20 protein-coding genes and 1 tRNA gene are annotated in these 22,390 nt (G+C 66.8%); 13 read left to right on the top strand and 8 right to left on the bottom strand.

What is annotated here, in order from left to right; all coding sequences use genetic code 11:
• Nucleotides 1–34 precede the first annotated feature (34 nt).
• Nucleotides 35–511: an LEA/WHy family protein gene (locus tag ACCQ15_RS13145; protein WP_057682167.1), complete on the bottom strand. Its 477-nt coding sequence runs from the start codon at nucleotides 509–511 to the stop codon at nucleotides 35–37.
• A gap of 114 nt (nucleotides 512–625) precedes the next feature.
• Nucleotides 626–1,162 carry a lipocalin family protein gene (locus ACCQ15_RS13140; protein ID WP_011347882.1) on the bottom strand — a complete coding sequence of 179 codons (537 nt, stop codon included), beginning with the start codon at nucleotides 1,160–1,162 and terminating at the stop codon, nucleotides 626–628.
• A gap of 181 nt (nucleotides 1,163–1,343) precedes the next feature.
• On the opposite strand from ACCQ15_RS13140, the gene ACCQ15_RS13135 reads away from it, so the two are divergent.
• Both ACCQ15_RS13135 and ACCQ15_RS13130 read left to right on the top strand, forming a co-directional pair.
• A tRNA-Phe gene (locus tag ACCQ15_RS13135) sits at nucleotides 1,344–1,419 on the top strand.
• A 247-nt stretch (nucleotides 1,420–1,666) separates the two neighbouring features.
• Nucleotides 1,667–1,942, top strand: a complete 276-nt coding sequence (locus tag ACCQ15_RS13130) for a hypothetical protein (protein WP_014090462.1) — start codon at nucleotides 1,667–1,669, stop codon at nucleotides 1,940–1,942.
• 151 nt (nucleotides 1,943–2,093) lie between these two features.
• On the opposite strand, the gene cho is transcribed toward ACCQ15_RS13130, so the two are convergent.
• Nucleotides 2,094–2,885 (bottom strand): excinuclease Cho, encoded by a 792-nt coding sequence (gene cho, locus ACCQ15_RS13125; protein WP_372381562.1) that lies wholly within the window; start codon nucleotides 2,883–2,885, stop codon nucleotides 2,094–2,096.
• Nucleotides 2,886–3,188: 303 nt separating this feature from the next.
• A complete protein-coding gene (locus tag ACCQ15_RS13120; protein ID WP_005914053.1) occupies nucleotides 3,189–3,389 on the bottom strand; it encodes a KGG domain-containing protein in 201 nt (66 codons plus the stop codon).
• Between the two features lie 373 nt (nucleotides 3,390–3,762).
• Here ACCQ15_RS13120 and ACCQ15_RS13115 point away from each other — a divergent pair, with 373 nt between their 5' ends.
• Nucleotides 3,763–4,335, top strand: coding sequence for a hypothetical protein (locus ACCQ15_RS13115; protein ID WP_372380652.1), 573 nt, complete (start codon nucleotides 3,763–3,765; stop codon nucleotides 4,333–4,335).
• A 130-nt stretch (nucleotides 4,336–4,465) separates the two neighbouring features.
• Nucleotides 4,466–6,088 carry a hybrid sensor histidine kinase/response regulator gene (locus tag ACCQ15_RS13110; RefSeq protein WP_008571382.1) on the top strand — a complete coding sequence of 541 codons (1,623 nt, stop codon included), beginning with the start codon at nucleotides 4,466–4,468 and terminating at the stop codon, nucleotides 6,086–6,088.
• A gap of 374 nt (nucleotides 6,089–6,462) precedes the next feature.
• On the opposite strand, the gene ACCQ15_RS13105 is transcribed toward ACCQ15_RS13110, so the two are convergent.
• The 4 genes from ACCQ15_RS13105 to ACCQ15_RS13090 all read right to left on the bottom strand — a co-directional run bounded on the left by ACCQ15_RS13105 (nucleotide 6,463) and on the right by ACCQ15_RS13090 (nucleotide 10,714).
• Nucleotides 6,463–6,738 carry an oxidative damage protection protein gene (locus ACCQ15_RS13105; protein WP_008571381.1) on the bottom strand — a complete coding sequence of 92 codons (276 nt, stop codon included), beginning with the start codon at nucleotides 6,736–6,738 and terminating at the stop codon, nucleotides 6,463–6,465.
• Nucleotides 6,739–6,761: 23 nt separating this feature from the next.
• Nucleotides 6,762–7,835, bottom strand: a complete 1,074-nt coding sequence (gene mutY, locus ACCQ15_RS13100; protein WP_280298520.1) for an A/G-specific adenine glycosylase — start codon at nucleotides 7,833–7,835, stop codon at nucleotides 6,762–6,764.
• A gap of 337 nt (nucleotides 7,836–8,172) precedes the next feature.
• Nucleotides 8,173–9,792, bottom strand: coding sequence for a signal recognition particle-docking protein FtsY (gene ftsY, locus ACCQ15_RS13095; protein WP_014090457.1), 1,620 nt, complete (start codon nucleotides 9,790–9,792; stop codon nucleotides 8,173–8,175).
• Nucleotides 9,793–9,997: 205 nt separating this feature from the next.
• Nucleotides 9,998–10,714 carry an AraC family transcriptional regulator gene (locus ACCQ15_RS13090; protein WP_007965956.1) on the bottom strand — a complete coding sequence of 239 codons (717 nt, stop codon included), beginning with the start codon at nucleotides 10,712–10,714 and terminating at the stop codon, nucleotides 9,998–10,000.
• Nucleotides 10,715–10,874: 160 nt separating this feature from the next.
• On the opposite strand from ACCQ15_RS13090, the gene ACCQ15_RS13085 reads away from it, so the two are divergent.
• From ACCQ15_RS13085 to ACCQ15_RS13045, 9 genes are all read left to right on the top strand, one after another.
• Nucleotides 10,875–11,813, top strand: a complete 939-nt coding sequence (locus tag ACCQ15_RS13085; RefSeq protein ID WP_008571377.1) for a proline racemase family protein — start codon at nucleotides 10,875–10,877, stop codon at nucleotides 11,811–11,813.
• Between the two features lie 116 nt (nucleotides 11,814–11,929).
• Complete coding sequence (locus tag ACCQ15_RS13080; protein ID WP_014090456.1) at nucleotides 11,930–13,090, top strand: NAD(P)/FAD-dependent oxidoreductase; 1,161 nt, start codon at nucleotides 11,930–11,932, stop codon at nucleotides 13,088–13,090.
• On the top strand, nucleotides 13,087–13,332 hold the full coding sequence (locus tag ACCQ15_RS13075; protein ID WP_008571374.1) for a 2Fe-2S iron-sulfur cluster-binding protein: 246 nt from the start codon (nucleotides 13,087–13,089) through the stop codon (nucleotides 13,330–13,332). Before ACCQ15_RS13080 ends, ACCQ15_RS13075 begins: the two co-directional genes overlap by 4 nt.
• A complete protein-coding gene (locus tag ACCQ15_RS13070; RefSeq protein WP_372380651.1) occupies nucleotides 13,325–14,638 on the top strand; it encodes an FAD-dependent oxidoreductase in 1,314 nt (437 codons plus the stop codon). The genes ACCQ15_RS13075 and ACCQ15_RS13070 overlap by 8 nt, the downstream gene beginning before the upstream one ends.
• Nucleotides 14,635–15,543, top strand: a complete 909-nt coding sequence (locus tag ACCQ15_RS13065) for a dihydrodipicolinate synthase family protein (RefSeq protein WP_057682163.1) — start codon at nucleotides 14,635–14,637, stop codon at nucleotides 15,541–15,543. Before ACCQ15_RS13070 ends, ACCQ15_RS13065 begins: the two co-directional genes overlap by 4 nt.
• 210 nt (nucleotides 15,544–15,753) lie before the next feature.
• Nucleotides 15,754–17,370 (top strand): aldehyde dehydrogenase family protein, encoded by a 1,617-nt coding sequence (locus ACCQ15_RS13060; protein ID WP_372380650.1) that lies wholly within the window; start codon nucleotides 15,754–15,756, stop codon nucleotides 17,368–17,370.
• Nucleotides 17,367–18,566, top strand: a complete 1,200-nt coding sequence (locus ACCQ15_RS13055; RefSeq protein WP_372380649.1) for a M24 family metallopeptidase — start codon at nucleotides 17,367–17,369, stop codon at nucleotides 18,564–18,566. Before ACCQ15_RS13060 ends, ACCQ15_RS13055 begins: the two co-directional genes overlap by 4 nt.
• Before the next feature lie 115 nt (nucleotides 18,567–18,681).
• A complete protein-coding gene (locus tag ACCQ15_RS13050) occupies nucleotides 18,682–20,499 on the top strand; it encodes a DUF885 domain-containing protein (protein ID WP_372380648.1) in 1,818 nt (605 codons plus the stop codon).
• Entirely contained in the window at nucleotides 20,496–22,361 is a 1,866-nt protein-coding gene (locus ACCQ15_RS13045) for a DUF885 domain-containing protein (protein WP_057682160.1), read from the top strand. The genes ACCQ15_RS13050 and ACCQ15_RS13045 overlap by 4 nt, the downstream gene beginning before the upstream one ends.
• Nucleotides 22,362–22,390: the final 29 nt, after the last annotated feature.

Raw genomic sequence — 22,390 nt, 5'->3', positions numbered from 1 at the left:
GTACGGGAGGCGTGCGCGTGCGCCTTAGCGACTCTTAGCGCAGCACGCCGTTGAGGCCGGGAGCCGGGCTGAGCGTATTGCGCGATTCCACACTGAACTCGCGTTGTTTCTTGTCCTGTGGGGTCGCCCAGACCGTGCCCTTCAGCGTGTACGGGAACGAGCGGCCGCCGGCCAGCACGTCGGCCGCGGTGATGCGGCCCAGCGAGGTGGGTTGCACGGAGACGGTAACCACGTCTGCGGTTTCCGGGCCGATCGACATGCCCACGGCCTGGTCGAGCTTGCCGGCCAGTTGATCGCCGGCAGAGATTTCCAGTGCCACGCGTTCGAACTGCATCGGGATGCTGCTGTAGTTCTGCAGGCGCAGGTCCACCGACCAGGAGCCGTCGGCACGCACGGTCAGTTGCTGGATGCTGGCGGCCGGCTCGGACACGCGGCGGACTGCGCCGCCGCAGGCGCTCAGCAGCAGCCCGCAGGCCAGCGACACAAGAAGAAGGCGATAGGCACGACGCATGGACTCGGGTCCTTGGCGGAATGAGGCGGCGCCAAGAATACTACGCAGTACGGTCGCCGCTCCCGAGTGCGCGAAGCGCGGGTGCCGGATCATTACGCCAGGTGATACGCAGCCTCACAATAACGGCGCGGCCACAATCAACGTCGACAGGTCGTAGCCCATCTCGGTCGCCTGCGCCTTGAGCCGTTCCAGTTGCGCGCGCTGCATCTGTGGCGAGCGCGACAGGATCCACAGGTACTTGCGATCCGGCTCGCCGACCACCGCCCATTGGTAATCCGGGTCGAGCGCGATCACCCAATAGTCGGCCCACACCAGCGGCAACCAACCCAGCCACTCGGGAGCAAAGCGCACCTGCAACTGCCCGGGCTGGCCGGCGACCGGGCGCGCCACGCCGTCGGCCTGGGTCAGGCTGCCATCGGCGGTGCGGCAGCCATTGCGCACGCCGATCAAGCCGTCGTCGCGCAAGGTGTAGCTGGCGGTAATGTCGCTGCGGCACTTTTTCTGGAACGACACCGGCAGGTGCGCAATCTCATGCCACTGGCCGGCATAGCGCGAGATATCCAGCTGCGGCACCGCGCGCACCGGCTGTTGCGCAAACGCTGTCAGCGGCAGCAGGGCGACGAACGACAACAGCAGGCGGGGCAGGCGCATGACAATCTCCGGTGGACGCGCGCAGGCTAGGCCATGTCGCCGGCCGCGCGGCGTGAAGCGGTGCAAGAAACGCGGCCCCCACGGCGGCCGGCAACAAAGTTGCTCGCAACGCTTGCCCAAACTGCGCCTGCTCGCTATAGTGCGCGTCCTCGCAACGCAGGCATCGTGTTGCAGGTTAAGTGGCCGAGTAGCTCAGTTGGTAGAGCAGGGGATTGAAAATCCCCGTGTCGGCGGTTCGATTCCGTCCTCGGCCACCATATCCAAGCCTTCGTTCGCAAGGCTTCCCGGTTCTCACCGGATCTGTTGTTCCCCTGTCACTGCCTCGATTTTGCGCGCGCTGCACAGTCTTTGTGCTGCATGCGCGAGTGCTTGCGCTGACGTGATCCAGCGCGGACGCAGACTCGCGCATTGGTTCGGCCACCCGTTCATCCGCGTAGGTCCTATGCGCACGCAATGCAATCGATTTCGACGTGGTCTTCAAATGCGCATGGCGATACTGCGCGCATGACGCACAAGACACTTCGACGCACCCTGATCCACGGTTACTGCGGTGAATTCCGCGTGGAGACCCTGGAAAGCCAGGCGCCTGGCGCGACGCTGTGGCTTTCTACCGCGTTCGTCTACCACCGCGACCGCGCCGCGCCCGTGGCCACGGTCGAGGGCGCAGGGCAGGGCGAATATCGGGGCGACGCACGCGAGCAGGCGCTGCGCGTCGGTTCTTGTCTGGCGGAGTTTCTGGACCCCAAGGAATACCGCAGCTGCGAGAGGCAGAGTGGCTGAATCGCGGGCTCTCGCATGCGCTTGGAGAGCGTAGGCGGCGGGACCGTTGTTGGTGGGGGAACAGGACAGGCCGGCGTCGCGTCGCGCGATGCCTCGCACGAACTCAATACCTGCTGCGCGTGCCCAAGTGAGCACGCCACCCATGTCGTGCCTACAGCAACACCACGTTGTGCAAATGCGTTTGAAGGCCCTTGCGCAAAATCCGGTAGCAATCGTGATCGAAGTCGCCGGGTGCGGTCTTCAGTTTGCGGGCCGCAGCCAGCGAGGTGGCGCTGCCCAGATAGTGCCAGTTGCGCAGCACGTGAAACTGACGCAACTGCTTGCTCTCTTCCTTCAACGCCACCGCGCCCGGAAACGGCCAGACGGCCTGTTCCAGATGCTCAAGGGCGGCGCGTAGACGCATCTCGTGGTCGCCCAGCGATTCGGCGCCATGGCAGGCACCGGCACAGCGCTTCAACATGGCGCGGAAACACGGGCGACCATCGGTGGCGCGTTCCAGGCCGAGCAGCCCGTAGCAAAGGCGGTCGCGATCGGCCAGCCGCCGCAGCGCTTCCTGGGCGGCGCGTGGGCTGGAATAGAGCCCATACAGCCACGGTATGACCGCCGGGTCGCGCTCGGCCGAATGCACGATGGACACGTCGCCGCAATACAGCCGGATCGAAAACTGACGCGGGACGCGCCGCAGCTTCTGGTTGTACAGCGGGCGCATCGATTTGATGAGCTGCGATTCCAGCAGCTGCGCACCGAGATCGCCGGCCATTTCGAACACGCTGATGCGACGGGTCTGGCGCAATAGCGAGGCTTCGCGTGGCGTGCGGAAGTGATCCATCACCCGCACCCGCAAGTTGACGCTCTTGCCGATATACAACGGCAGTTCGCTGTCCTGGCCGTGGAAGAGATACACCCCGGCAGTCGTCGGCAAGGTTTCGAGCGTGCTGCGCAAATGCTCGGGGTAGGCGTATTCGACCGCACCGAGCCCGCGGCGAACGCGTTCACTGCGTGCCACGGCGGACCTTGGTCTGCTGCTGCGTCAGTGGATCGAAGCCTGCGCAACCATCCAGGGGGCCTGGCGCTGCTGCATGCACGGTGGGGTGCGAGTGTGTGCGGAACATCGTGGTCATCGGGCGGCAGCGTGCCGATGTGCTGTCGCATCAGCTGAGACGCCGCCCGATTCTTGAAAAGAACGCGCTTCCGGAAGAGCTGCAGCCCTTGCGGAAGCGCCGTGGTACCTGCCGTGTTGCGCAGCTCAGCGGTTGTTGCCGCCACCGCTCGCCTGGCCGCCCTTCTTGCCGGCCTCGCGTGCTTCTTCCGAGGTGAACTCGTGGGCGTTGCCGCTTTCGTGGGCCGCCTTGCCGCCCTTGGAAGCGATTTCGCGCTGCTTGTCCTCGTCCATCGAAGCAAAGCCGCGGTTGCTGGTGCCACCCTTGTTGTCGTTCTGATTTGCCATTGCAGATTCTCATTCGTCGGTTGGGGAATGCACCACTGGACGCCGTGGTGCAGGGCCAGCATCGCGGTGGAGGCATCAATCGGACGTGGGGATTTCGACAGCCGGGCGTGAGCCGGCAAGCGGACTTGACGCGCGATCTTCACAGGCGAAAAACGCGGTGTGGCGACGCAATGCGGCAGACGCTCGACAGGATTGCGGCCCCATCGTGCGCGTGCGCCGAATGGCATGCGGCGACCATGCGACGACACGCCCCTACGTGTTGCACGCCGATGCCGGTGCGCGGGGCAGGAGCGGCCGGCTATGCTGGCGGCCCGACGCAGACCAGGACACAGCGATGACGACACGATGCCGATGGTGGGCAACCGTGCTGGCAATGACCGCGACGCTGGCCATGTCAGCCGGCGCCGCCACGCTGCCCGCCGGTGCTGCCAGACTGTTACCGGCCGGGCAGTCGGTGATGAGTGTCGCTAGCGCCGATCTCACCGGCGATGGCCGGCAGGATTACGTGGTTGCGTTGCGTGCATCCGCAGAACAAACGCTGCGCGGCCATGGCCATGCAGCACCGCCGCGTACCTTGCTGGTGCTGGTTGCAAACGCCGACGGTGGGTTTGTGGAAGCCGCGCGCAACACGCGTGTGATCTTCAGCGCCGACGAAGGCGGGCAGTGCGATCCATTTCTGGACAGCGACCAGGGCCTGGTCGCGAAGGGCGCGTATTTCACCGTGCAAAACGCGGTGGCGTGCGGACAACACTGGACCGACTACATCACCTTTCGTTACGACCGCCGCCGCGGCGTCTTCGTGTTCCACAAGCGCGTGATCGAAGCATGGGAAATGAACACCCAGGACACGCCCGATGCCCAAGCGCTGCGCCTGAGCGAGCACAAGGAAATTGCCGCCGACCCGCGTAAGCCGGTCCTGCTCTCTGCCTATACGCCTGCACCGTGACGGCGCTATCGCAGCGCATCCGGTTCGATGGCGGGCGCGGCCGTACGGGAAAGGCTCATGGATGTGACGAATCGCCTCACCGGACCCAACTAGACTGTAGCCACGGGAATGGCCCCGCGGAGAACATCACTTGAACGATCCCGGTCACGGAGAGCTGCGGGCGCCTCAGATCAGCGACACACGCGGCCTGCCTGTCGAGAAGCACCGCTCGGACATTTTCTTTGCCGCAGTGGAAACCACGCGCATGCCGATGACGGTGACCGACCCCCATCTTCCGGATAACCCCATCGTGTTCGCCAACCGCGCGTTCCTGGAGATGACCGGCTATGCCGCCGATGAGGTCATCGGCAACAACTGCCGTTTCCTGCAGGGGCCCGAGACCGATCCGGCCAGCATCAGCGATGTGCGCGCATCGATCGAAAGCCGCAGCGAATTTGCCACCGAGGTGCTGAACTACCGCAAGGACGGCTCCTCGTTCTGGAATGCGCTTTTCATCTCGCCGGTGTTCGACGACAAGGGCAACCTGGTCTATTTCTTCGGCTCGCAATTGGATGTGAGCCGGCGACGCGATGCCGAAGATGCGCTGCGCCAGGCGCAGAAGATGGAAGCGCTGGGCCAGCTGACCGGCGGCATCGCGCACGATTTCAACAATCTGCTGCAGGTGATGTCTGGACATCTGGAAGTGATCCAGATGATGGCCAGCGCCGGCGCGGGGAATGCCGAGCGGATTGCCTTCAGTGCCGAACACGCGGCGGCCGCCGCTGCCAAGGCGGCCACCTTGACCCAGCAATTGCTGGCGTTTTCGCGCAAGCAGAAACTGCGCGGGCGGGTCGTGAACCTCAACGGGCTGGTGGCCGGCATGACCAACATGGCCGAGCGCGCGCTGGGGGGCGGCGTCACCCTGCGCCAGACGCTGGAAGAAGGGCTGTGGAACTGCCAGATCGACACCACCCAGGCAGAGGTGGCGCTGTTGAATGTGTTGATCAATGCGCGCGACGCGATGGCGCAGGCAGAACGCAAGGAAGTCACGGTGCAGACCCAGAACGTGGAGATCTCAGGCCACGACCTGGCGATGTATCACCAGCTGTCCCCGGGCCGCTACGTCAGCATCGCCGTGACCGACACCGGCTCGGGCATGCCGCCGGAGGTGGTCAGCCGGGTGATGGAACCGTTCTTCACCACCAAGGAGGAAGGGCAGGGCACCGGCCTTGGCCTGTCGATGGTGTACGGCTTCGTCAAGCAGTCTGGCGGCACCGTGCGCATCTATAGCGAGGTGGGCGAAGGCACCACGGTGCGGCTGTATTTCCCCGCCTCCAGCGAATTCGAAAACGATTTGCAGGCCGCCAAGAGCCGCGCCATCGACAAGGGGGGCAACGAAACCATCCTGGTGGTGGAAGACAAGCAGGACGTGGCGGTGGTGGCGCGGATGTTTCTGGAAAACGCCGGTTACCGCGTCCTGTCTGCATCCAGCGGACGCGAGGCGGTGGAGATCCTGGAGAAGACCCTGCAGGTGGATGCGCTGTTCACCGACCTGATCATGCCCGGCGGTATGAACGGGGTGATGCTCGCCCGTGAGGCGCGCCGCATGTTGCCGAAGATCAAGATATTGCTCACCACCGGCTACGCCGATGCGAGCATCCAGCGCACCGATGTGGGCGGCGCCGAATTCGATGTGGTCGACAAACCCTACACGCAGAAGGAACTGCTCAAGCGCATCCGCATGTTGCTGGATGGGCCGACCGGGGTTGGTTGAGGCCGGCAGACCGCCAGTGCGATGCCGCTGCGGCATCGCACTGCAGCCGCGATTGCAGTTTCAAGATTGCGTCAGTTCGCCAGCGCGGCGCCCGCAGCCGCAGGCGTGGGGAGCAGCCTGGCAGCCGTGAGGCCCGCGGAGCTGGGCGCCCGTCGCCTCCGCCAGATCACCCGCGTCCTGCACGGGGCGTTGGCCAAATCACCAGGCTTGTCTTGCGGCGAGGACATCCAGGCCACATCGGTGAATAGCACGTCGGTGAGTGGCTGGCCGTTCCGGCACGCGCTGCACCACAGGCAGGTTCCCGCGATCACTCCCGAAAACGCACTGGTCCCGTAAAGGCAGTCACTACTGCTGCCGATCCCACCTCCGCGCGCTCAGTCACCCACCGGCGCCACATAACCTTCGGGTTTGTCGGCATTGCGCTCGAACAGGAACTTCTGCAGTTCGGCTTCGAGAAAGGCGCGGTGTTTTGGGTCGCGCGGCGACAGCCGGTTTTCGTTGATCAGCATGGTCTGATGCGCCAGCCACGCTTGCCAGGCGGTCTTGCCGATCTGCGCGAAAATGCGCTGGCCGAGCTCGCCCGGATACGGCACGAAATCCAGGCCTTCGGCGTCGCTTTGCTGGTAGTGGCAGAACACGGTGCGGGACATTCGGATTCCTTTGGGACACGCGTTTACAGCGCGTCGAGCAACTTGCGGATCGGCGCCGGCAGGCCCAGCGATGCAAGATCGGCAGGCGCTACCCAGCGTAGATCGTCATTGTCGCCCACCGCCGGACGTAGCGCGACCTTGCGCAGGCGCAAGGGCTGCAAATGCAGCCGGTAATGGCTGAAGGTGTGCACGATCAGCGGCATCTCGTCGGCGCGCTCGTAGTTGCCGTCGATATGCGCTGCGAACCAGGCGCGCATGCCGCTGTGGGTATCGGCCTGCGGCAGCGTCCACAGCGCGGCCCAGATGCCGGTTGGCGGGCGTCGCTGCAGCAGGATGTGGCCCTCGGCATTCTGCAGCAGCAGCGCAGTGGCCTCGCGTTCGGGCAACTGCTTGCCGGGCTTGGGAGTGGGCAATGCCTCGACCAGGCCATCGCGGCGTGCGATGCAATCGGCCTGCAGCGGGCACAGCACACAGGCGGGCTTGGCGCGCGTGCACAGCGTGGCGCCGAAATCCATCTGCGCCTGGGTGTAGTCGGCCAGGCGGCCAGCCGGGACATGCGCAACATGGCTGGTGGCCAGTTGCCATAACTGTTTTTCGACCGCCGGCAGGCCGGGATACCCGGCAATGCCGTGGAAGCGCGCGAGCACGCGTTTGACGTTGCCGTCCATGATCGCGAAGCGATCGTTCCAGGCCTGGCTCAGGATCGCGCCTGCCGTGCTGCGGCCGATGCCCGGCAGCGCAAGCAGTGCATCGAAGTCGCGCGGCAATTGCCCACCGTGCAGCGCGACGCATTGCTTGGCGGCGGCATGCAGATTGCGCGCGCGGGCGTAGTAGCCCAGTCCGGCCCACTGCGCCATCACGGTGTCGTTGTCGGCCGCCGCCAGATCGGCCAGCGCGGGGAAGCGCGCCATGAACTTGTGGAAATACGGAATGACCACCGCCACCTGGGTCTGCTGCAGCATGATTTCCGACAGCCACACCCGGTAGGGCGTGCGTGGGTGCTGCCAGGGCAGATCATGGCGGCCATGGCCGTCGAACCAGTGCAACAGGCGGTCGACAAAGGCATCGGCGGAGGGAGTGGCGTGGTCGGCTGGCATGAGCTTTGCTGGCGATGGAGGCGAGGCGAGAGTGGCGGGACGGGGGAGTGGATCTGCTGCGCGTGTCGTCCCTTCGCTACAGCGCAAACGTCATTCCGCCCAGGCACCGTTCGCAGAAAGATCCTTCATCGCCAGCCCGATGCGGTGGTGTCGGCGCATGGGAGCAGGCCGCTGACGCATCCGCGCGACCTTGCCTTCAGCGTCCTGCGCGCAAGCGCTGGGCAACCTCCAGAACGCATCGTGCCTGCAACCAATCGCATGACACCTGTCGCACCGTGCAACCTGCCTGTAGCGCCTGCGCGCGCAGCGGTTGCAGACGCGGGCAGGCATCTTCCGATCAGCCGCCCAAAGCGTCGGGCAACAGCGCGTCGACGAAGGCGACCGGGTCGAAGACGCGCAGATCTTCCGGACGCTCGCCGATACCGGCAAAGCGGATCGGAATATTGAACTCGCGCGCCAGCGCGAACACCACGCCGCCCTTGGCGGTGCCGTCGAGCTTGGTCACGACCAGGCCGGTGACGCCCACGGCAGCGTGGAACTGGCGCAGCTGCGAGATGGCGTTCTGGCCGGTGGTGCCGTCGATGACCATCAGGACTTCGTGCGGCGCGGCGGCATCGATCTTGCCGAGCACGCGGCGGATCTTGCCGAGCTCGTTCATCAGCCCGGTCTGGGTGTGCAGGCGGCCGGCGGTGTCGGCGATCAACACATCGGTGCCGCGCGCCTTGGCGGCCTGCAGCGCGTCGAACGCCACCGACGCGGCATCGGCGTTTTGCCCCTGCGCGATCACGGCCACCCCATTGCGATCGCCCCAGGCCTGCAATTGCGCCACCGCCGCAGCACGGAAGGTGTCGCCGGCGGCCAGCATCAGGCTGTTGCCTTCGTCCTTGAAGCGCTTGGCCAGCTTGCCGATGGTGGTGGTCTTGCCGACGCCGTTGACACCGACGGTGAGCACCACGAACGGTTTGAGCGAGCGGTCGATCACCAGCGGCTTGGAGACCGGCTGCAGCAGCGCGATGAGATCGGCACGCAAGGCCTTGAACAGAGCCTGGGCGTCGACGAATTCGCGCGATTTCATCCGCTTGCGCAGGCCGTCGATCAACGCAGTGGTGGCGCCGATGCCGACGTCGGCGGTGATCAGTGCGGTTTCGATTTCATCCAGCAGGTCGTCATCGAGCTTGGGATTGCGCGAGAACAGGCCGCCGAAGCTGCGTGCGAAGGTGCTGTTGCGCAGCCGCTCGCGCCAGCCGGGTTTTCCCGCCGGCGCGGCGGGGAGGGCGTCGCGCTGGCCGACGATGCTGTCGTCCTGCGTGCTCGCCAGCGGTGCACTGACGATGGCCGGTGCGGTGACCGTCGGCGCGGTACTGGTTGGGGGCGCGCTGGCGGGCGCTGCAGCAGCCGGTGCGGGCGTCGAAACCGGCGCAGCGGCGACCGGCGGTGCGACCACGGCAGGGGCTGCGGGTTGCGAAGGTGTGGCCGGCTGGGCAGGCACGACGGGAGGCGGCGTTGGAACGGTCTGCGGCTGCGCCACGACCGGCGGCACTACCACGACCGGCGCGCCGGGCGCGCTGGCGGGCATTGGGTCTGGCAGCGCCTGCAATGCGGTCGGCGCGGGCGCCGCAGGAGTTGCAGTCGCGCTGGGGACGGCGGCAATACTCTGCGCCTGGCCAGTGCGTGCAGCGAGTTCCTGCGCCAGCTGGTCGGCTGGCGCGGCGGTGGTCTGCGGCGGTGCTGGCGCCGCAGGCTCGCTGCCTGCCGAAGCAGGAGTGACAGGCGCAATAGCCGGCGTTGCGGCCGTCTGTCTGCCTGGCTCGGCCGTGGGCAGCGCGTCGACCGGCGATGCCGGGGTGGCGGCAGACGGCGCGGTGGGGAATGCGGCTGCCAGTTCTTCCAGGCTGTAGCGAGAGGTACGCGAGCTGTCGGGCGTGGTTGGCTTGTTACGGCGAAAAAAGCTGGCCATTGGCAACGCAGTAGGGGAAACCGGAAATTCTATCATCCGGCCCTGCTGACACCTTGACGCTGCCTTTAGCGCGGCGCCGCGTCCGGACGCATTGCATGCAGCGCAGTCCCGCAGGTCTGGCGACTGCCCCGGCTGCGCCAGTGCATGGCAAATCCTGCCGAATTCGGCATTTGTGCCAGCGATGTGTCAACGCGAAGTTGTGTCCTTATAACTGACCCTTGAGCGCGCGGTAATCGCGCGGCGTCATGCCGACGGTGGCCTTGAACTGACGCGCGAACGCGCTCTGGTCGGCGAACCCGCAGCGTTGCCCGATGCTGGCGATGCTGTCGTCGCCGTACAGCAGCCGCATCGCCGATTCGATGCGCAACTTGGTCAGCAATTGCTGCGGGGTGACCTGGAACACGCGGCGGAAGTGGCGTTCCAGTTGCGCCACCGATAACCCGGCCAGGTCGGCCAGGCTCTGCACGCGCAGGTTGTCGCCGAAGTTGGCCTGCATGTGTTCCATCACCTGGCTCAAGCGTTCGTACGCGGAATGTCGGCTGTCGGGCTGGCCCAGGTCGCGTGAGATGCCGACCACGCCGATCACCTCATTGGCCTCGCACAGCGGGCGTTTGAAGGTCAGGCACCAGCCCGGCAGGCGGTTGGGGTACAGATGCACTTCGAGCTGGTTGTCGATGAGCTCGCCGCACAGCACGCGGCGGTCCTGCATCATGTAGCTGCCGCCCAGCGGCAACGGGAACACTTCCAGCGGCGAGCGGCCGATGATCTCGCTGCGCAGCTTGCGTCCCAACCTGCGCACCAGGGTCAGGTTGCAATGGGTGTAGCGGCCCTCGCTGTCCTTGATGAAGAACACCACATCCGGCAGTGCATCGAACAGCGTCTGCATTTCCAGGGCGGGCAGGTTGAGGTCCATCAGGGTCATGGTAGCGGTCACGATTAGACGGTTGCACGACGGTGCAGCCCAGCAATGATCCTAGCGCAAACGCGCGGTTGTGATTCGGGTTGATGATTGTGCAGATTTCCGCATTTTCACTTGGCATTGAACGCTAGTCGCCCGCAGGTCGGCAGTGGGAGCATGGGGTATGCACACCATCGACGTCATCGACTCCCACACGGCTGGCGAGCCTACCCGCGTGGTCCTTTCCGGTTTTCCAGATCTGGGCGATGGCGACCTGGCGCAGTGCCGCGAACGCTTTCGCAGCGAGTTCGACCACTGGCGCAGCGCCATCGCCTGCGAGCCGCGTGGGTCGGACACCATGGTGGGCGCCTTGTTGCTGCCCCCGCGCGACCCAGGCGCCTGCACCGGGGTGATCTTCTTCAACAACGTGGGCTACCTGGGCATGTGCGGGCACGGCACCATCGGGGTGGTCCGCACGCTGGCCGAGCTGGGGCGCATCGGCCCGGGCCAGCACCGGATCGAGACGCCGGTCGGCACGGTGGGCGTGGAGCTGGCCGACGACGGCACGGTGTGGGTGGACAATGTCGAGAGCTATCGCGTTGCCAGCGGGGTGGAGGTGGAGGTGCCGGGGCATGGCCGGGTGCGCGGCGACGTGGCCTGGGGCGGCAACTGGTTCTTCATCACCGAGCAGGCGCCGTGCGCGCTGGACCTGGCGCATCAGCGCGAGCTGACCGCCTACACCGAGGCGGTTCGGCTGGCCCTGGAAGCGGCCGGGATCACTGGCGAGGCAGGTGGCGAGATCGACCATATCGAAGTCAACGGCGCTGCGCCCGACGGTAGCGGCGTGGCGCGCAATTTCGTGCTGTGCCCGGGCTTGGCCTACGACCGCTCGCCATGCGGCACCGGCACCAGCGCCAAGCTGGCCTGCCTGGCGGCGGACGGCAAGTTGGCCGAAGGCGAGCGCTGGGTGCAGCAAGGCATTCTGGGCAGCGCCTTCGAAGGCAATTATCGGTTGAGCGGGCGTGGCATCGCACCGCGCATCAGTGGGCGGGCGTACATCACCGCGCGCGCGCAACTGGTGATCGACCCGGCGGACCCGTTCGCCTGGGGCATCGTGGCCTGATGGAACCCCAGCGGCCCGCACCGGTGCTTGCGTCGGTCACGCCGTCTGGCGCAGTACTGTCTGCTGCGATGGCAGGAACTGCTGCTGCAACGCCTGCGTCGGCAGCGGCGCCTGGATTGGGTGCGGTTGCCGAATCCGGGTCCGCCGCGTCTGCCGCGTACACGCGACGCAGTTACGACCTGATCGTGATCGGCGCCGGCATTGTGGGCGCCGCTTGCGCGGAAGCGGCGGCGGGCGAGGGCCTTCGCGTGGCCATCGTCGAGCCGGGACCGATCGGCGGCGGCGCCACCGCCGCGGCGATGGGGCATTTGGTGGCGATGGACGACGACCCGGCCGAGCTGGCGTTGTCGGCGTATTCGCTGCGGCTATGGGAACGCTTCGCCACGCTCAGCGACGCCGAATTCAGCCGCTGCGGCACGCTGTGGGTGGCCCGCGATGCGCGCGAACTGGCGGCGGTGCCAGCCAAGATCGCGCGCCTGGCAACGGCCGGCCTGCATGCCGAAGCGATCGATGCCGCGCAGCTGTATGCGCTGGAGCCACAGCTGGTGCCCGGGCTGGCTGGCGGCATGCGCGTGCCCGATGAAGCCGTGGTGTATCCGCCGCGGGTCGCGCGGCATTTGGTGGGCGTGGCCTGCACGTCCGGTGCACGCTTGTTTGCCGGCCGCCGCGTGGTGCAGCTGCAGGCGCATGCGGTGCGTCTGGACGATGGGCAGACGCTCGCCGGGCCGGTGCTGGTGGCCAGCGGTGTGGCCTTGCCGCAGTTGCTGCCCGAGCTGGCACTGCGCCCGCGCAAGGGCCATTTGGTGATCACCGACCGGCACCCGGGGCTGATCCGGCATCAGCTGCTGGAACTGGGCTATGCGGATTCGGCGCACGGGGCCGACGACACCAGCGTGGCCTTCAATGTGCAGCCGCGGCCCACCGGGCAGATTCTGATCGGCTCCTCGCGCCAGTTCGGCGAACACGACCGCGCCTTGTCGATGCCGGTGCTGCAGCAGATGCTGCAGCGCGCCTTTGCGTACCTGCCGGTCCTGCGCGAGCTGCAGGCGATCCGCGTGTGGACCGGCCTGCGTCCGGCCACGCCGGACGGGCGCCCGTATTTGGGGGTGGTGCCCGGCCGACGCGATGTGTGGGTGGCCGCCGGTCACGAGGGGTTGGGGGTCACCACGGCGCTGGGGAGCGCACGGGTGATCGTGGACAGCCTGCTCGGGCGCACCCCGGCCATCGACCCGGCGCCCTACGCACCGGCGCGTGCCGTGCAAGGAGCGCCCGCATGAGCGCGACGGTGCGTCTGCAGGTGGACGGGCGCATGGTCGAGGTGCCGGCCGGTGCCAGCGTGGCGGCGGCCGTGGCGCAGGCGACGTTGCAGTTTCGCCAATCGAGCAGTGGGCAAGCGCGCGCGCCCCTGTGCGGCATGGGCGTGTGTTTCGAATGCCGCGTGCGCATCGATGGCGTGGGACAGCAACGCGCCTGCCTGGTGGACGCATGCGATGGCATGCAGGTGCGCACCGATGGCTGAGCGCGTGCTGCATTTCGATGTGTTGGTGATCGGCGCCGGCCCGGCCGGGCTGGCGGCGGCGCAGGCGGCGGCCAGCCAAGGCGTGCGCGTGGGCGTGGTCGACATGCAGCCACGTACCGGCGGTCAGGTGTGGCGCAGCGATGTGCAACACGGCGTGCCGGCCGATGCGCGCGCATTGCGGCAGCAGGTGGCGGGCAATGCATCGATCACCGTGCTGACGCGCACGCAGATTCTGCTGGCGCAACCGGGCTGGCTGCTGGCCGATGGCCCCGACGGCACGCTGCAACTGCATTACGCCGCCCTGGTGCTGGCCACCGGTGCGCGCGAATTGCTGTTGCCATTTCCAGGCTGGACCTTGCCCGGCGTCACCGGTGCCGGCGCCGCGCAGGCGCTGGCCAAGCAGGGCTGGCCGCTGGCCGGCAAGCGCGTGCTGGTGGCCGGCAGTGGCCCGCTGTTGCTGGCCAGTGCGGCCACGTTGCAACGGCATGGCGCGCAGGTGCTCGGCATTCACGAACAGACCTCGCCGGCCGCCTTGCGCCAGTTCGCACTGCAGTTGTGGCGCTGGCCGGGCAAGGCCGCGCAGGCGGTGGCCTTGCGCCTGCAGCTGCGTGCAGTGGCATATCGCGCCGGCAGCATCGTGGTTGCCGCGCATGGCGACACGCAGCTGCGCGAAGTGGAGCTCGCCGGGCCCGGCGGCCGCACGCGTCTGGCCTGCGATCAACTGGCGGTGGGCTATGGCCTGGTGCCCAACACCGAGCTTGCGCAATTGCTGGGTTGTCAGCTGCATGCCTGCGGCGCGCACCAGCAGGTGCAGGTGGATGCGCTGTTGCGTACCAGCGTTAACCAGATCTTTGCCGCCGGCGAAGTCTGCGGCATCGGCGGGCGCGATTGCGCATTGATCGAAGGAGCGATGGCCGGACACATGGCGGCCGATGCACCGGAGGCGGCGCTGCGTCTGCAGCCACGGCGTGACGCCGCGCGTGCGTTTGCCGATCTGCTGCAACGGCACTTCGCGCTTGACCCGCGCATCCGCACGCTGGCACAGGCGGACACCTTGATCTGCCGCTGCGAAGACGTGCCGCTGGCCGCCCTGGACAGCTTCGACGATGCACGCGACGCCAAGCTCGCCTCGCGCTGCGGCATGGGCGCCTGCCAGGGCCGTATCTGCGGCGCTGCGCTGGCCGAACTGGGGCGCTGCCCGCCCGATCTTTCTACCGACGCCGGCCGCCGGCCGCCGTTGTTCCCGGTCCGCCTCGCGGCGCTGGCCGACTCGTTCACTTCCGACTCGCAAGGGAAACATCCATGAGCAATGCTGCGTTCTGGCACGGCGTGCTGCCGGCCATCACCACCCCGTTCACCGCCAACGGCGACATCGACCACGAGTTCCTCGGCAAGCACGCCAATCAACTGGTGGATGCCGGTTGCACCGCGATCGTGCCGCTGGGCTCGTTGGGGGAGGCCGCGACCTTGAGCGTGGAAGACAAGCTGGCGATCCTGCGCACACTGGTCACCGCCCTGAACGGTCGCGTGCCGGTGGTGCCGGGCATCGCCAGCCTGGCCACCGGCGAAGCGGTCGCGCTGGCCAAGGCGGCCAAGGACATCGGCTGCGGCGGCTTGATGGTGCTGCCGCCGTACGTGTATTCCACCGACTGGCGCGAGATGGGCGCGCATGTGCGCGCGGTGATCGGCGCAACCGATCTGCCGGTGATCCTGTACAACAACCCAGTGGCCTACAAGACCGATTTCGGCCCGGCGCAGATCGCCGAGCTGGCCGCCGAATTCCCGAACCTGCAGGCCGTGAAGGAATCCTCCGGCGACGTGCGCCGCTTCGCTGCGCTCCAGGAATTGCTGGGCGATCGCCTGGCGCTGCTGGTGGGCATGGACGATGCCATCGTCGAAGGCCTGAGCATGGGCGCCAAGGGCTGGATCGCCGGCCTGGTCAATGCGTATCCGAAGGAATCGGTGCGCCTGTTCGAACTCGCCCGCGATGGCGGTTACCCGGCGGCCAGGGAGCTTTACCACTGGTTCCTGCCGCTGCTGCGCCTGGATACGGTGCCCACCTTCGTGCAGCTGATCAAACTGGTGCAGGCCAAGGTCGGCATGGGCAGCGAGCAGGTGCGTGCGCCGCGCCTGGTGGTGGCCGGCGCCGAGCGCGATGCCGCCTTGAAGGTGATCGACCATGCCATCGCCACCGCGCCTACATTGTCTTGATGGCGCACTGATGCTGCCCTGGTCCGTCGTGCCTGCGGGTGAGCGCCAGGCGCCAGTTGTGCCGATTCGTAGCACGCGCCCTGCCTGCGCGCGCCGCGATGCGTTGGCCGATGCGGATGTGGCATCCAGTGCTGCATCCTCATCGTCTTTTTGGTCTGCCGCCAGCGCACCGAGCGCAGGTCCTGCCTCCCTGTCACCGAAGGTGCCGCAATGAACGATACGAACCACTCCATTCCCGCGGCCGCAGCCAAGATCCTGCTGGCAGGGCAATGGCAAGCCAGCCGCGCCGCCACCGGCAGCTTCCGCGCTGCCGACCCGGCCACCGGCGAGCCGATCGGGCCGTACTTTCCGGTCAGTGGTGCGGACGATGTGGAAGCGGCCGTGGTTGCGGCGCAGTCAGTGGCGGCGGCGTTGGCGGCCGCACCGGTCGAGCGGATCGCGGCCTTTCTGGAAGGCTATGCCGACGCGCTGGATGCCGACGCCGAGACCCTGGTCGCGCTGGCGCATGCCGAGACGGCGTTACCGGCGCCCACACGCTTGCGCGGCAACGAACTGCCGCGCACCAGCGGCCAACTGCGGCACGCCGCACAGGCCGTGCGCAGCTACAGCTGGACCCAGCCCATCATCGACAGCGCGGCAGACCTGCGTTCGCACCTGGCGCCATTGGGCAAACCGGTGCTGGTGTTCGGCCCGAACAACTTTCCGTTCGCATTCAATGCGATCGCCGGCAGCGATTTCGCCTCGGCGATTGCCGCGCGCAACCCGGTCATTGCCAAGGCGCATCCGTTGCATCCGGCCACCAGCCAGCGCATGGCGCAGCTCGCGCATCAGGCCTTGGTTGGGGCCGGTCTGCCTGCGGCGGCGGTGCAACTGCTGTATCACTTCGACACTGCCATCGGCCTGCGCTTGGCGGGCGATGCGCGGCTGGGCGCGATCGGTTTCACTGGCAGCCGTGCCGGTGGGCTGGCACTGAAGGCGGCCGCAGACGCGGCGGGCGTGCCGTTTTATGCCGAGCTTTCCAGCGTCAACCCGGTCTTCCTGTTGCCGGGCGCGCTGGCCGAACGCGGCGATGCGCTTGCGCAGGAATTCTTCGCCTCCTGCACGCTGGGGAGCGGGCAGTTCTGCACCAACCCCGGTGTGGTGGTGGTGCCGCATGGCGCGGCTGGCGATGCGTTCGTTGCGGCCACCAAGGCGCATTTCGAAGCGGCCATGCCGATGGTGCTGTTCTCCGCCGCTGGTGTAGAAGGCGTGCAACGCGGTGTGGCGAGCCTGCGTGCCGCCGGCGCCAGCATGCTGGCCGGCGGACACACCGGCGAGGATGGCTACCGCTATGCGCCGACCTTGTTGAGCGTGGATGCGCAAGCCTTTCTGGCCAACCCGCACGCCCTGCAGGCCGAAGCCTTCGGCCCGGTGAGCCTGCTGGTGCGCGCAGCCGATGTGGCGCAGATGGCACAGGTGGCTGCCGCGTTCGAAGGCAACCTGACCGGCACGTTGTACCGCGCGGCCGACGGCAGCGACGATGCGGCGTGGCAGACCATCGCCCCGGTGTTGCGCGCGCGGGTAGGGCGGTTGATCAACAGCAAGATGCCGACCGGCGTGGTCGTGAGCGCGGCGCAGAACCACGGCGGCCCGTTCCCGAGCACCGGGCATCCGGGCTTCACGGCGGTGGGCATGCCCGGCGCCATCCGCCGTTTTGCCGCCTTGCACAGCTACGACGCGGTGCCCGATGCACTGCTGCCTGCCGAACTGCGCCAGCGCAATCCGGGCGGCGTGGCACGTCTGGTCGATGGGCAATGGAGCACGGCCGATCTTGGAGCCGGCGCATGAGCAGCCAGATCGGCGGGCTGTCGCTTGCGCAAGCGCGTGCGCAACTGACGCCGTGGACACAATGCGCCGCGTCGATCGCCACGGACGAATACGAGCGCCGCATCGAGCGTGCGCGCACCCTCATGCGCGCGCATGGCGTGGATGCGCTGTTGATCGGTGCCGGCACGTCGCTGCGCTATTTCACCGGCGTGCCGTGGGGGGCGAGCGAGCGTCTGGTGGCCCTGCTGCTGACGCTGGATGGCGAGCCGGTGCTGATCTGCCCGATGTTCGAGGAAGGCTCGCTGGATGCGGTGCTGAAGATCCCGGTGACCAAATACCTGTGGGAAGAGCACGACGACCCGTACGCACTGGTGGTACAGGCCATGGACGAGCGCCATGCGCATGCCCTGGCGCTGGACCCGGGCATTGCGTTCGCCGTGCATACCGGTCTGCGTGCGCATCTGGGCAAGGCCATTCGTGATGCCGGCGCGATCATCGATGGCTGCCGCATGTGCAAGTCGCCGGCCGAGCTGGCATTGATGCAGCAGGCTTGCGATATGACCTTGCTGGTGCAGCGGCTGGCGGCCGGTATCGCACACGAGGGCATGGGGACCGATGAACTGGTGCGCTTCATCGACCAGGCGCACCGCGCGCTGGGCGCCGACAACGGATCGACCTTCTGTATCGTGCAGTACGGCCACGCCACTGCGTTTCCGCACGGCATCCCGGGTGTGCAGCACCTGCGCGAAGGCGAACTGGTGTTGATCGACACCGGCTGCACCGTGCAGGGCTACCACTCCGACATCACCCGCACCTGGATCTATGGCGCGGCCAACGACGCGCAGCAGCGCATCTGGGACCTGGAGCAGGCCGCGCAGGCGGCGGCATTCGCAGCGATCCGCCCGGGCGTGGCATGCGAGGCGGTGGATCAGGCTGCGCGCAAGGTGCTGGAGGCAGCCGGGCTCGGCCCCGACTATCGATTGCCCGGGTTGCCGCATCGCACCGGTCACGGCTGCGGCCTGGCGATTCATGAGGCGCCTTACCTGGTGCGCGGCAATGCGCTGCCGTTGCAGCCGGGCATGTGTGCCAGCAACGAGCCGATGGTCGTGGTGCCGGAACAGTTCGGCGTGCGCCTGGAAGACCATTTCCACGTGACCGACGATGGCGCGCAGTGGTTCACGCCGCCGTCGGTGGCGATCGATCAACCGTTTGCGTGAGCCGTTACAGGTTCACGCACGCGTAGGAGCGCACCCGGGCGCGACGGGCAGTCCCGATGAAGCCGTCGCGCTCAGGCGCGCTCCTACAGCCGCCATTGCATCTTGGAGTGAATGCATGAAACACCTGCGTCCCGTTGCCATCGGTCTACTCGCCGCGGCCTTGGTCACCGCCTGCAAGCCGGCGCCGCCCGCAGCGGAGCGGGCGGCTACACCTGCCTCCGCCTCGACCGGCGAGCAGGCTGCCAAGGCCTTCGATGCGCTGCTGGACAAGCAGTGGCAGTACCAACTGCAGCACAACCCCGAGTTCGCCAGCATCATCGGCGACAAGCGTTACAACGACCGCTGGAGCGATTACTCGCTGGAGGCCGTGCAGGCAGAGCGCAGCGCAACGGCCGACCTGCTCAAGCAGTTCGAAGCGGTGGATACCAAGACGCTGGACGAGCAACGCCAGCTCAGCCTGCAGATGATGCTGGGCCAGTTGCGCGACAAGCTGGAAGGGATCGACCTGAAGACCTATGCAATGCCGCTGGAACCGATCGGCGGCATACAGTTGGCGTTGGCCGGCTACGGCGATGCCTTCCCGTTCGAAAATGCCAAGGATTACCAGGACTACATCAAGCGGCTGCAGGCGATTCCGACGGTGATCGACCAGGTGATCGCAGTGTCGCGGCAGGGGGCGAAGGACGGCCTCACCCAGCCGCGTTATCTGCTGGAGCGCTTGCCCGAGCAGATCGACAAGATTGCGGCCTTGACCGGGGAGCAGAGCCCGTTCGCCTCGCCATTGAAAAAGCTCGACGCCGCCGTACCGGCCGATCAACGCGATGTGCTGCGCCAACAGCTGCTCGCCGCGATCGACCAACAGGTGCGCCCGGCTTACGCAAAGCTGGCCGCGTTCGTCCGCGACGAATATGCCGCGCAGGGGCGCGCGCAGGAAGGTGTCTGGTCGCTGCCCGATGGCGAGCTCCGCTATCGTTACGCCATCCACACCCAGACCACCACCGACATGGCGCCGGAGGACATCCACCAGATTGGTCTGAAGGAGGTGGCGCGCATCGAAGGCGAGATGACGCAGATCGCCAAGGCGCAGGGTTTTGCGGATCTGGCCAGCTTCCGCAAGGCCGTGGAGACCGACAAGCGACACTTCGCCACCTCGGGCGACCAGATCCTGCAGCAATACCGCCAGTACATCGCAGCGATGGAACCGCAGCTGCCGAAGTTGTTCGGCCATCTGCCCAAGACCCCGCTGGAAGTGCAGGCGATGCCGGCGTTCCGGCGTACCGCACCGGGCGCCGAATACTGGCAGAGCAATCCGGAAGGCACCAAGCCGGCGATCGTGAAGGTCAACACCAGTGACTTCGCCAGCCGCACGTTGATCAATATCGAAACCACCGCCTACCACGAAGGCGTGCCCGGGCATCACCTGCAGATCTCGCTTGCGCAGACATTGCCGTTGCCGCCGTTCCGCCAGCAGGCCGGCTACAACGCCTATATCGAAGGTTGGGCGCTGTATGCCGAGCGCCTGGGCAAGGAGATCGGTTTCTTCAAAGATCCGTACAACGACTATGGGCGCCTGTCCGGCGAATTGCTGCGCGCCAACCGGTTGGTGCTCGACACCGGCGTGCACTACAAGCACTGGAACCGCCAGCAAATGGTGGATTTCTTCCACGCACATCCGTCCGATGACGAGCCCAGCATCCAGTCTGAAACCGATCGCTACATCGTGTGGCCGGGCCAAGCGCTGGGGTACAAGCTCGGCCAGCTGCAGATCCTGGCGCTGCGTGCGGAAGCCGAGAAGGAACTCGGTGAGCGCTTCGATGTGCGTGCCTTCCACGATGCGGTGCTGGGCGGAGGCGCGATGCCGCTGGCACTGTTGCAGCAACGGGTGCGGCAGTGGATTGCGCAGGCCAAGGCGGCGCCGGAGGCATACCCATGAGCACCACCAGCGCGTTACGCGCAAGCACATTGACCCTGTTGATTGCGGCCTGCCTGGGCGGGCTGGCCTTGCCTGTGCACGCGGCCGAGGCTGCGGCTGCGGCCACGCAGAACACTGCAGCGGCACGCTTCAAGGCCTTGTACACACGCGAGTGGCGCTGGCGCCAGGCGCAGGCGTCGGGCGCGGTGGATGAAGACAACCAGGCCACGCAGGAGCAACAGGCCGACCATCTGCCCAAGGTCGATGTCGCCACGCAGAACCAGCGCACGGCGTATTGGCAACAGGTGTTGAAGGAACTGGATGCCATCCCGCAGGCACAGTTGTCGGCCGAAGACCAGGTGAGCTACCAGGTGTATCGGCAGCAATTGCAGGTACTGCTGGACCAGCAGCATTTTCGCGCCTGGGAAATGCCGTTCAATAGCGACTCGGCGTTCTGGAGCGATCTGGGCTTCAGCGCCGAGGCCACGCTGCGCACGCGCGAGGATTACCAGCGTTATCTGAAGATGTTGGCCGACATCCCGCGCTATTTCGCCGAGCACACCGACAATATGCGCGCCGGGCTGGCGCGCGGTTTCACCCAGCCGCGGGTCACGATGACCGGGCGCGACCAGTCCATCGCCGATGTGGCGCAGGCCAAAGGCGAGGCCAACCCGTTCTACGCGCCGTTCAAGCAGATGCCGGCGACGCTGCCGGCCGATGTGCAGGCGCAACTGCGCCAGCAGGCAGTCAAGGCCATCGATACACAGGTGGTGCCGGCATACGCCAAGCTGCTGGATTTCATCCGCAATGACTACCAGCCGCGCGCACGCACCACGCTGGCCGGCGAAGCGTTGCCGGACGGCCAGGCGTATTACCGTGCGCAGATTCGCGAGTTCACTACGCTGGATTTGAGCCCCGACCAGATCCATCAGATCGGCTTGCAGGAGGTGGCCAAGCTGCGCACGCAGATGGACCAGACCATCGCGGCCAGCGGCTTCAAGCCGCCGGCCGGGCAGGCGGTGTTCCCGGCGTTTCTGCACTTCCTGCGGACCGACCCGCAGTTCTACGCCAAGACCCCGGAAGAGTTGCTCAAGCAGGCGGCCTGGATCGCCAAGCGCGTGGACGCCAAGGTGGGCGATTACATCGGCCGGCTGCCGCGCCGTCGCTTCGCCATCGAGCCGGTGCCGCCGGAGCTGGCGCCGTTCTACACCGGCGGTCGCGGCGGGCCGGGCATCTATCTGGTCAATACCTACAACCTGCCGTCGCGGCCGCTGTACAACCTGACCGCGCTGACACTGCATGAGTCCTCGCCGGGCCACGCATTGCAGATGCCGCTCGCGGCAGAGGCGCAAGGCTTGCCGGAGTTCCGTCGCTACGGCTTCATCTCCGCCTACGGAGAAGGTTGGGCGCTGTATTCGGAGTATCTGGGCCAGGAAATGGGCATGTACGACACACCCTATGACCGCTTCGGTTACCTGACCTACCAGATGTGGCGCGCCTGCCGCCTGGTGATCGATACCGGCATCCACCACAAGGGCTGGACGCGCGAGCAGGCGCAGGCCTACCTGCGCGACAACACTGCGCTCAGCGAGCACGAAGTCACCACCGAGGTGGACCGCTACATCGCCTGGCCGGGGCAGGCGCTGTCGTATTACCTGGGCGAGCTGAAAATACTGGAGCTACGCCGCAAGGCAGAAGCCGCGCTGGGCGAAAAGTTCGACCTGCGCAACTTCCACGATGCGGTGCTGCAGACCGGTTCGGTGCCATTACCGGTGCTGGAAGCGCGCATCGACCGCTTCATCGCCGATGGCGGCGTGTCGCCATACCCGCCGGATGACCCGGCAGAGGCATCGGCAGAGGCGAAGGCCTCTGCCAGCGACTGACACGTGCGCGCACGTGATGCTCTAAGTGC

The sequence above is a fragment of the Xanthomonas sp. NCPPB 1754 genome (genome assembly GCF_041475725.2).
Classification (GTDB): domain Bacteria; phylum Pseudomonadota; class Gammaproteobacteria; order Xanthomonadales; family Xanthomonadaceae; genus Xanthomonas; species Xanthomonas euvesicatoria.
Note: the sequence above shows the minus strand (reverse complement) of the source record. Positions and strands in the feature narration are given on the sequence as shown.

Excerpts from the sequence above, each read along its gene's own strand:
- ACCQ15_RS13065 (WP_057682163.1), top strand. The coding sequence starts at position 14,635 with ATGAGCAATGCTGCGTTCTGGCACGGCGTGCTGCCGGCCATCACCACC.
- ACCQ15_RS13140 (WP_011347882.1), bottom strand. The coding sequence starts at position 1,162 with ATGCGCCTGCCCCGCCTGCTGTTGTCGTTCGTCGCCCTGCTGCCGCTG.
- ACCQ15_RS13105 (WP_008571381.1), bottom strand. The coding sequence starts at position 6,738 with ATGTCCCGCACCGTGTTCTGCCACTACCAGCAAAGCGACGCCGAAGGC.
- ftsY (WP_014090457.1), bottom strand. The coding sequence starts at position 9,792 with ATGGCCAGCTTTTTTCGCCGTAACAAGCCAACCACGCCCGACAGCTCG.
- ACCQ15_RS13090 (WP_007965956.1), bottom strand. The coding sequence starts at position 10,714 with ATGACCCTGATGGACCTCAACCTGCCCGCCCTGGAAATGCAGACGCTG.
- ACCQ15_RS13130 (WP_014090462.1), top strand. The coding sequence starts at position 1,667 with ATGACGCACAAGACACTTCGACGCACCCTGATCCACGGTTACTGCGGT.
- ACCQ15_RS13060 (WP_372380650.1), top strand. The coding sequence starts at position 15,754 with ATGAACGATACGAACCACTCCATTCCCGCGGCCGCAGCCAAGATCCTG.
- ACCQ15_RS13050 (WP_372380648.1), top strand. The coding sequence starts at position 18,682 with ATGAAACACCTGCGTCCCGTTGCCATCGGTCTACTCGCCGCGGCCTTG.
- ACCQ15_RS13085 (WP_008571377.1), top strand. The coding sequence starts at position 10,875 with ATGCACACCATCGACGTCATCGACTCCCACACGGCTGGCGAGCCTACC.
- ACCQ15_RS13145 (WP_057682167.1), bottom strand. The coding sequence starts at position 511 with ATGCGTCGTGCCTATCGCCTTCTTCTTGTGTCGCTGGCCTGCGGGCTG.
- ACCQ15_RS13045 (WP_057682160.1), top strand. The coding sequence starts at position 20,496 with ATGAGCACCACCAGCGCGTTACGCGCAAGCACATTGACCCTGTTGATT.
- ACCQ15_RS13120 (WP_005914053.1), bottom strand. The coding sequence starts at position 3,389 with ATGGCAAATCAGAACGACAACAAGGGTGGCACCAGCAACCGCGGCTTT.
- ACCQ15_RS13070 (WP_372380651.1), top strand. The coding sequence starts at position 13,325 with ATGGCTGAGCGCGTGCTGCATTTCGATGTGTTGGTGATCGGCGCCGGC.
- ACCQ15_RS13055 (WP_372380649.1), top strand. The coding sequence starts at position 17,367 with ATGAGCAGCCAGATCGGCGGGCTGTCGCTTGCGCAAGCGCGTGCGCAA.
- ACCQ15_RS13115 (WP_372380652.1), top strand. The coding sequence starts at position 3,763 with ATGACCGCGACGCTGGCCATGTCAGCCGGCGCCGCCACGCTGCCCGCC.
- mutY (WP_280298520.1), bottom strand. The coding sequence starts at position 7,835 with ATGCCAGCCGACCACGCCACTCCCTCCGCCGATGCCTTTGTCGACCGC.
- ACCQ15_RS13075 (WP_008571374.1), top strand. The coding sequence starts at position 13,087 with ATGAGCGCGACGGTGCGTCTGCAGGTGGACGGGCGCATGGTCGAGGTG.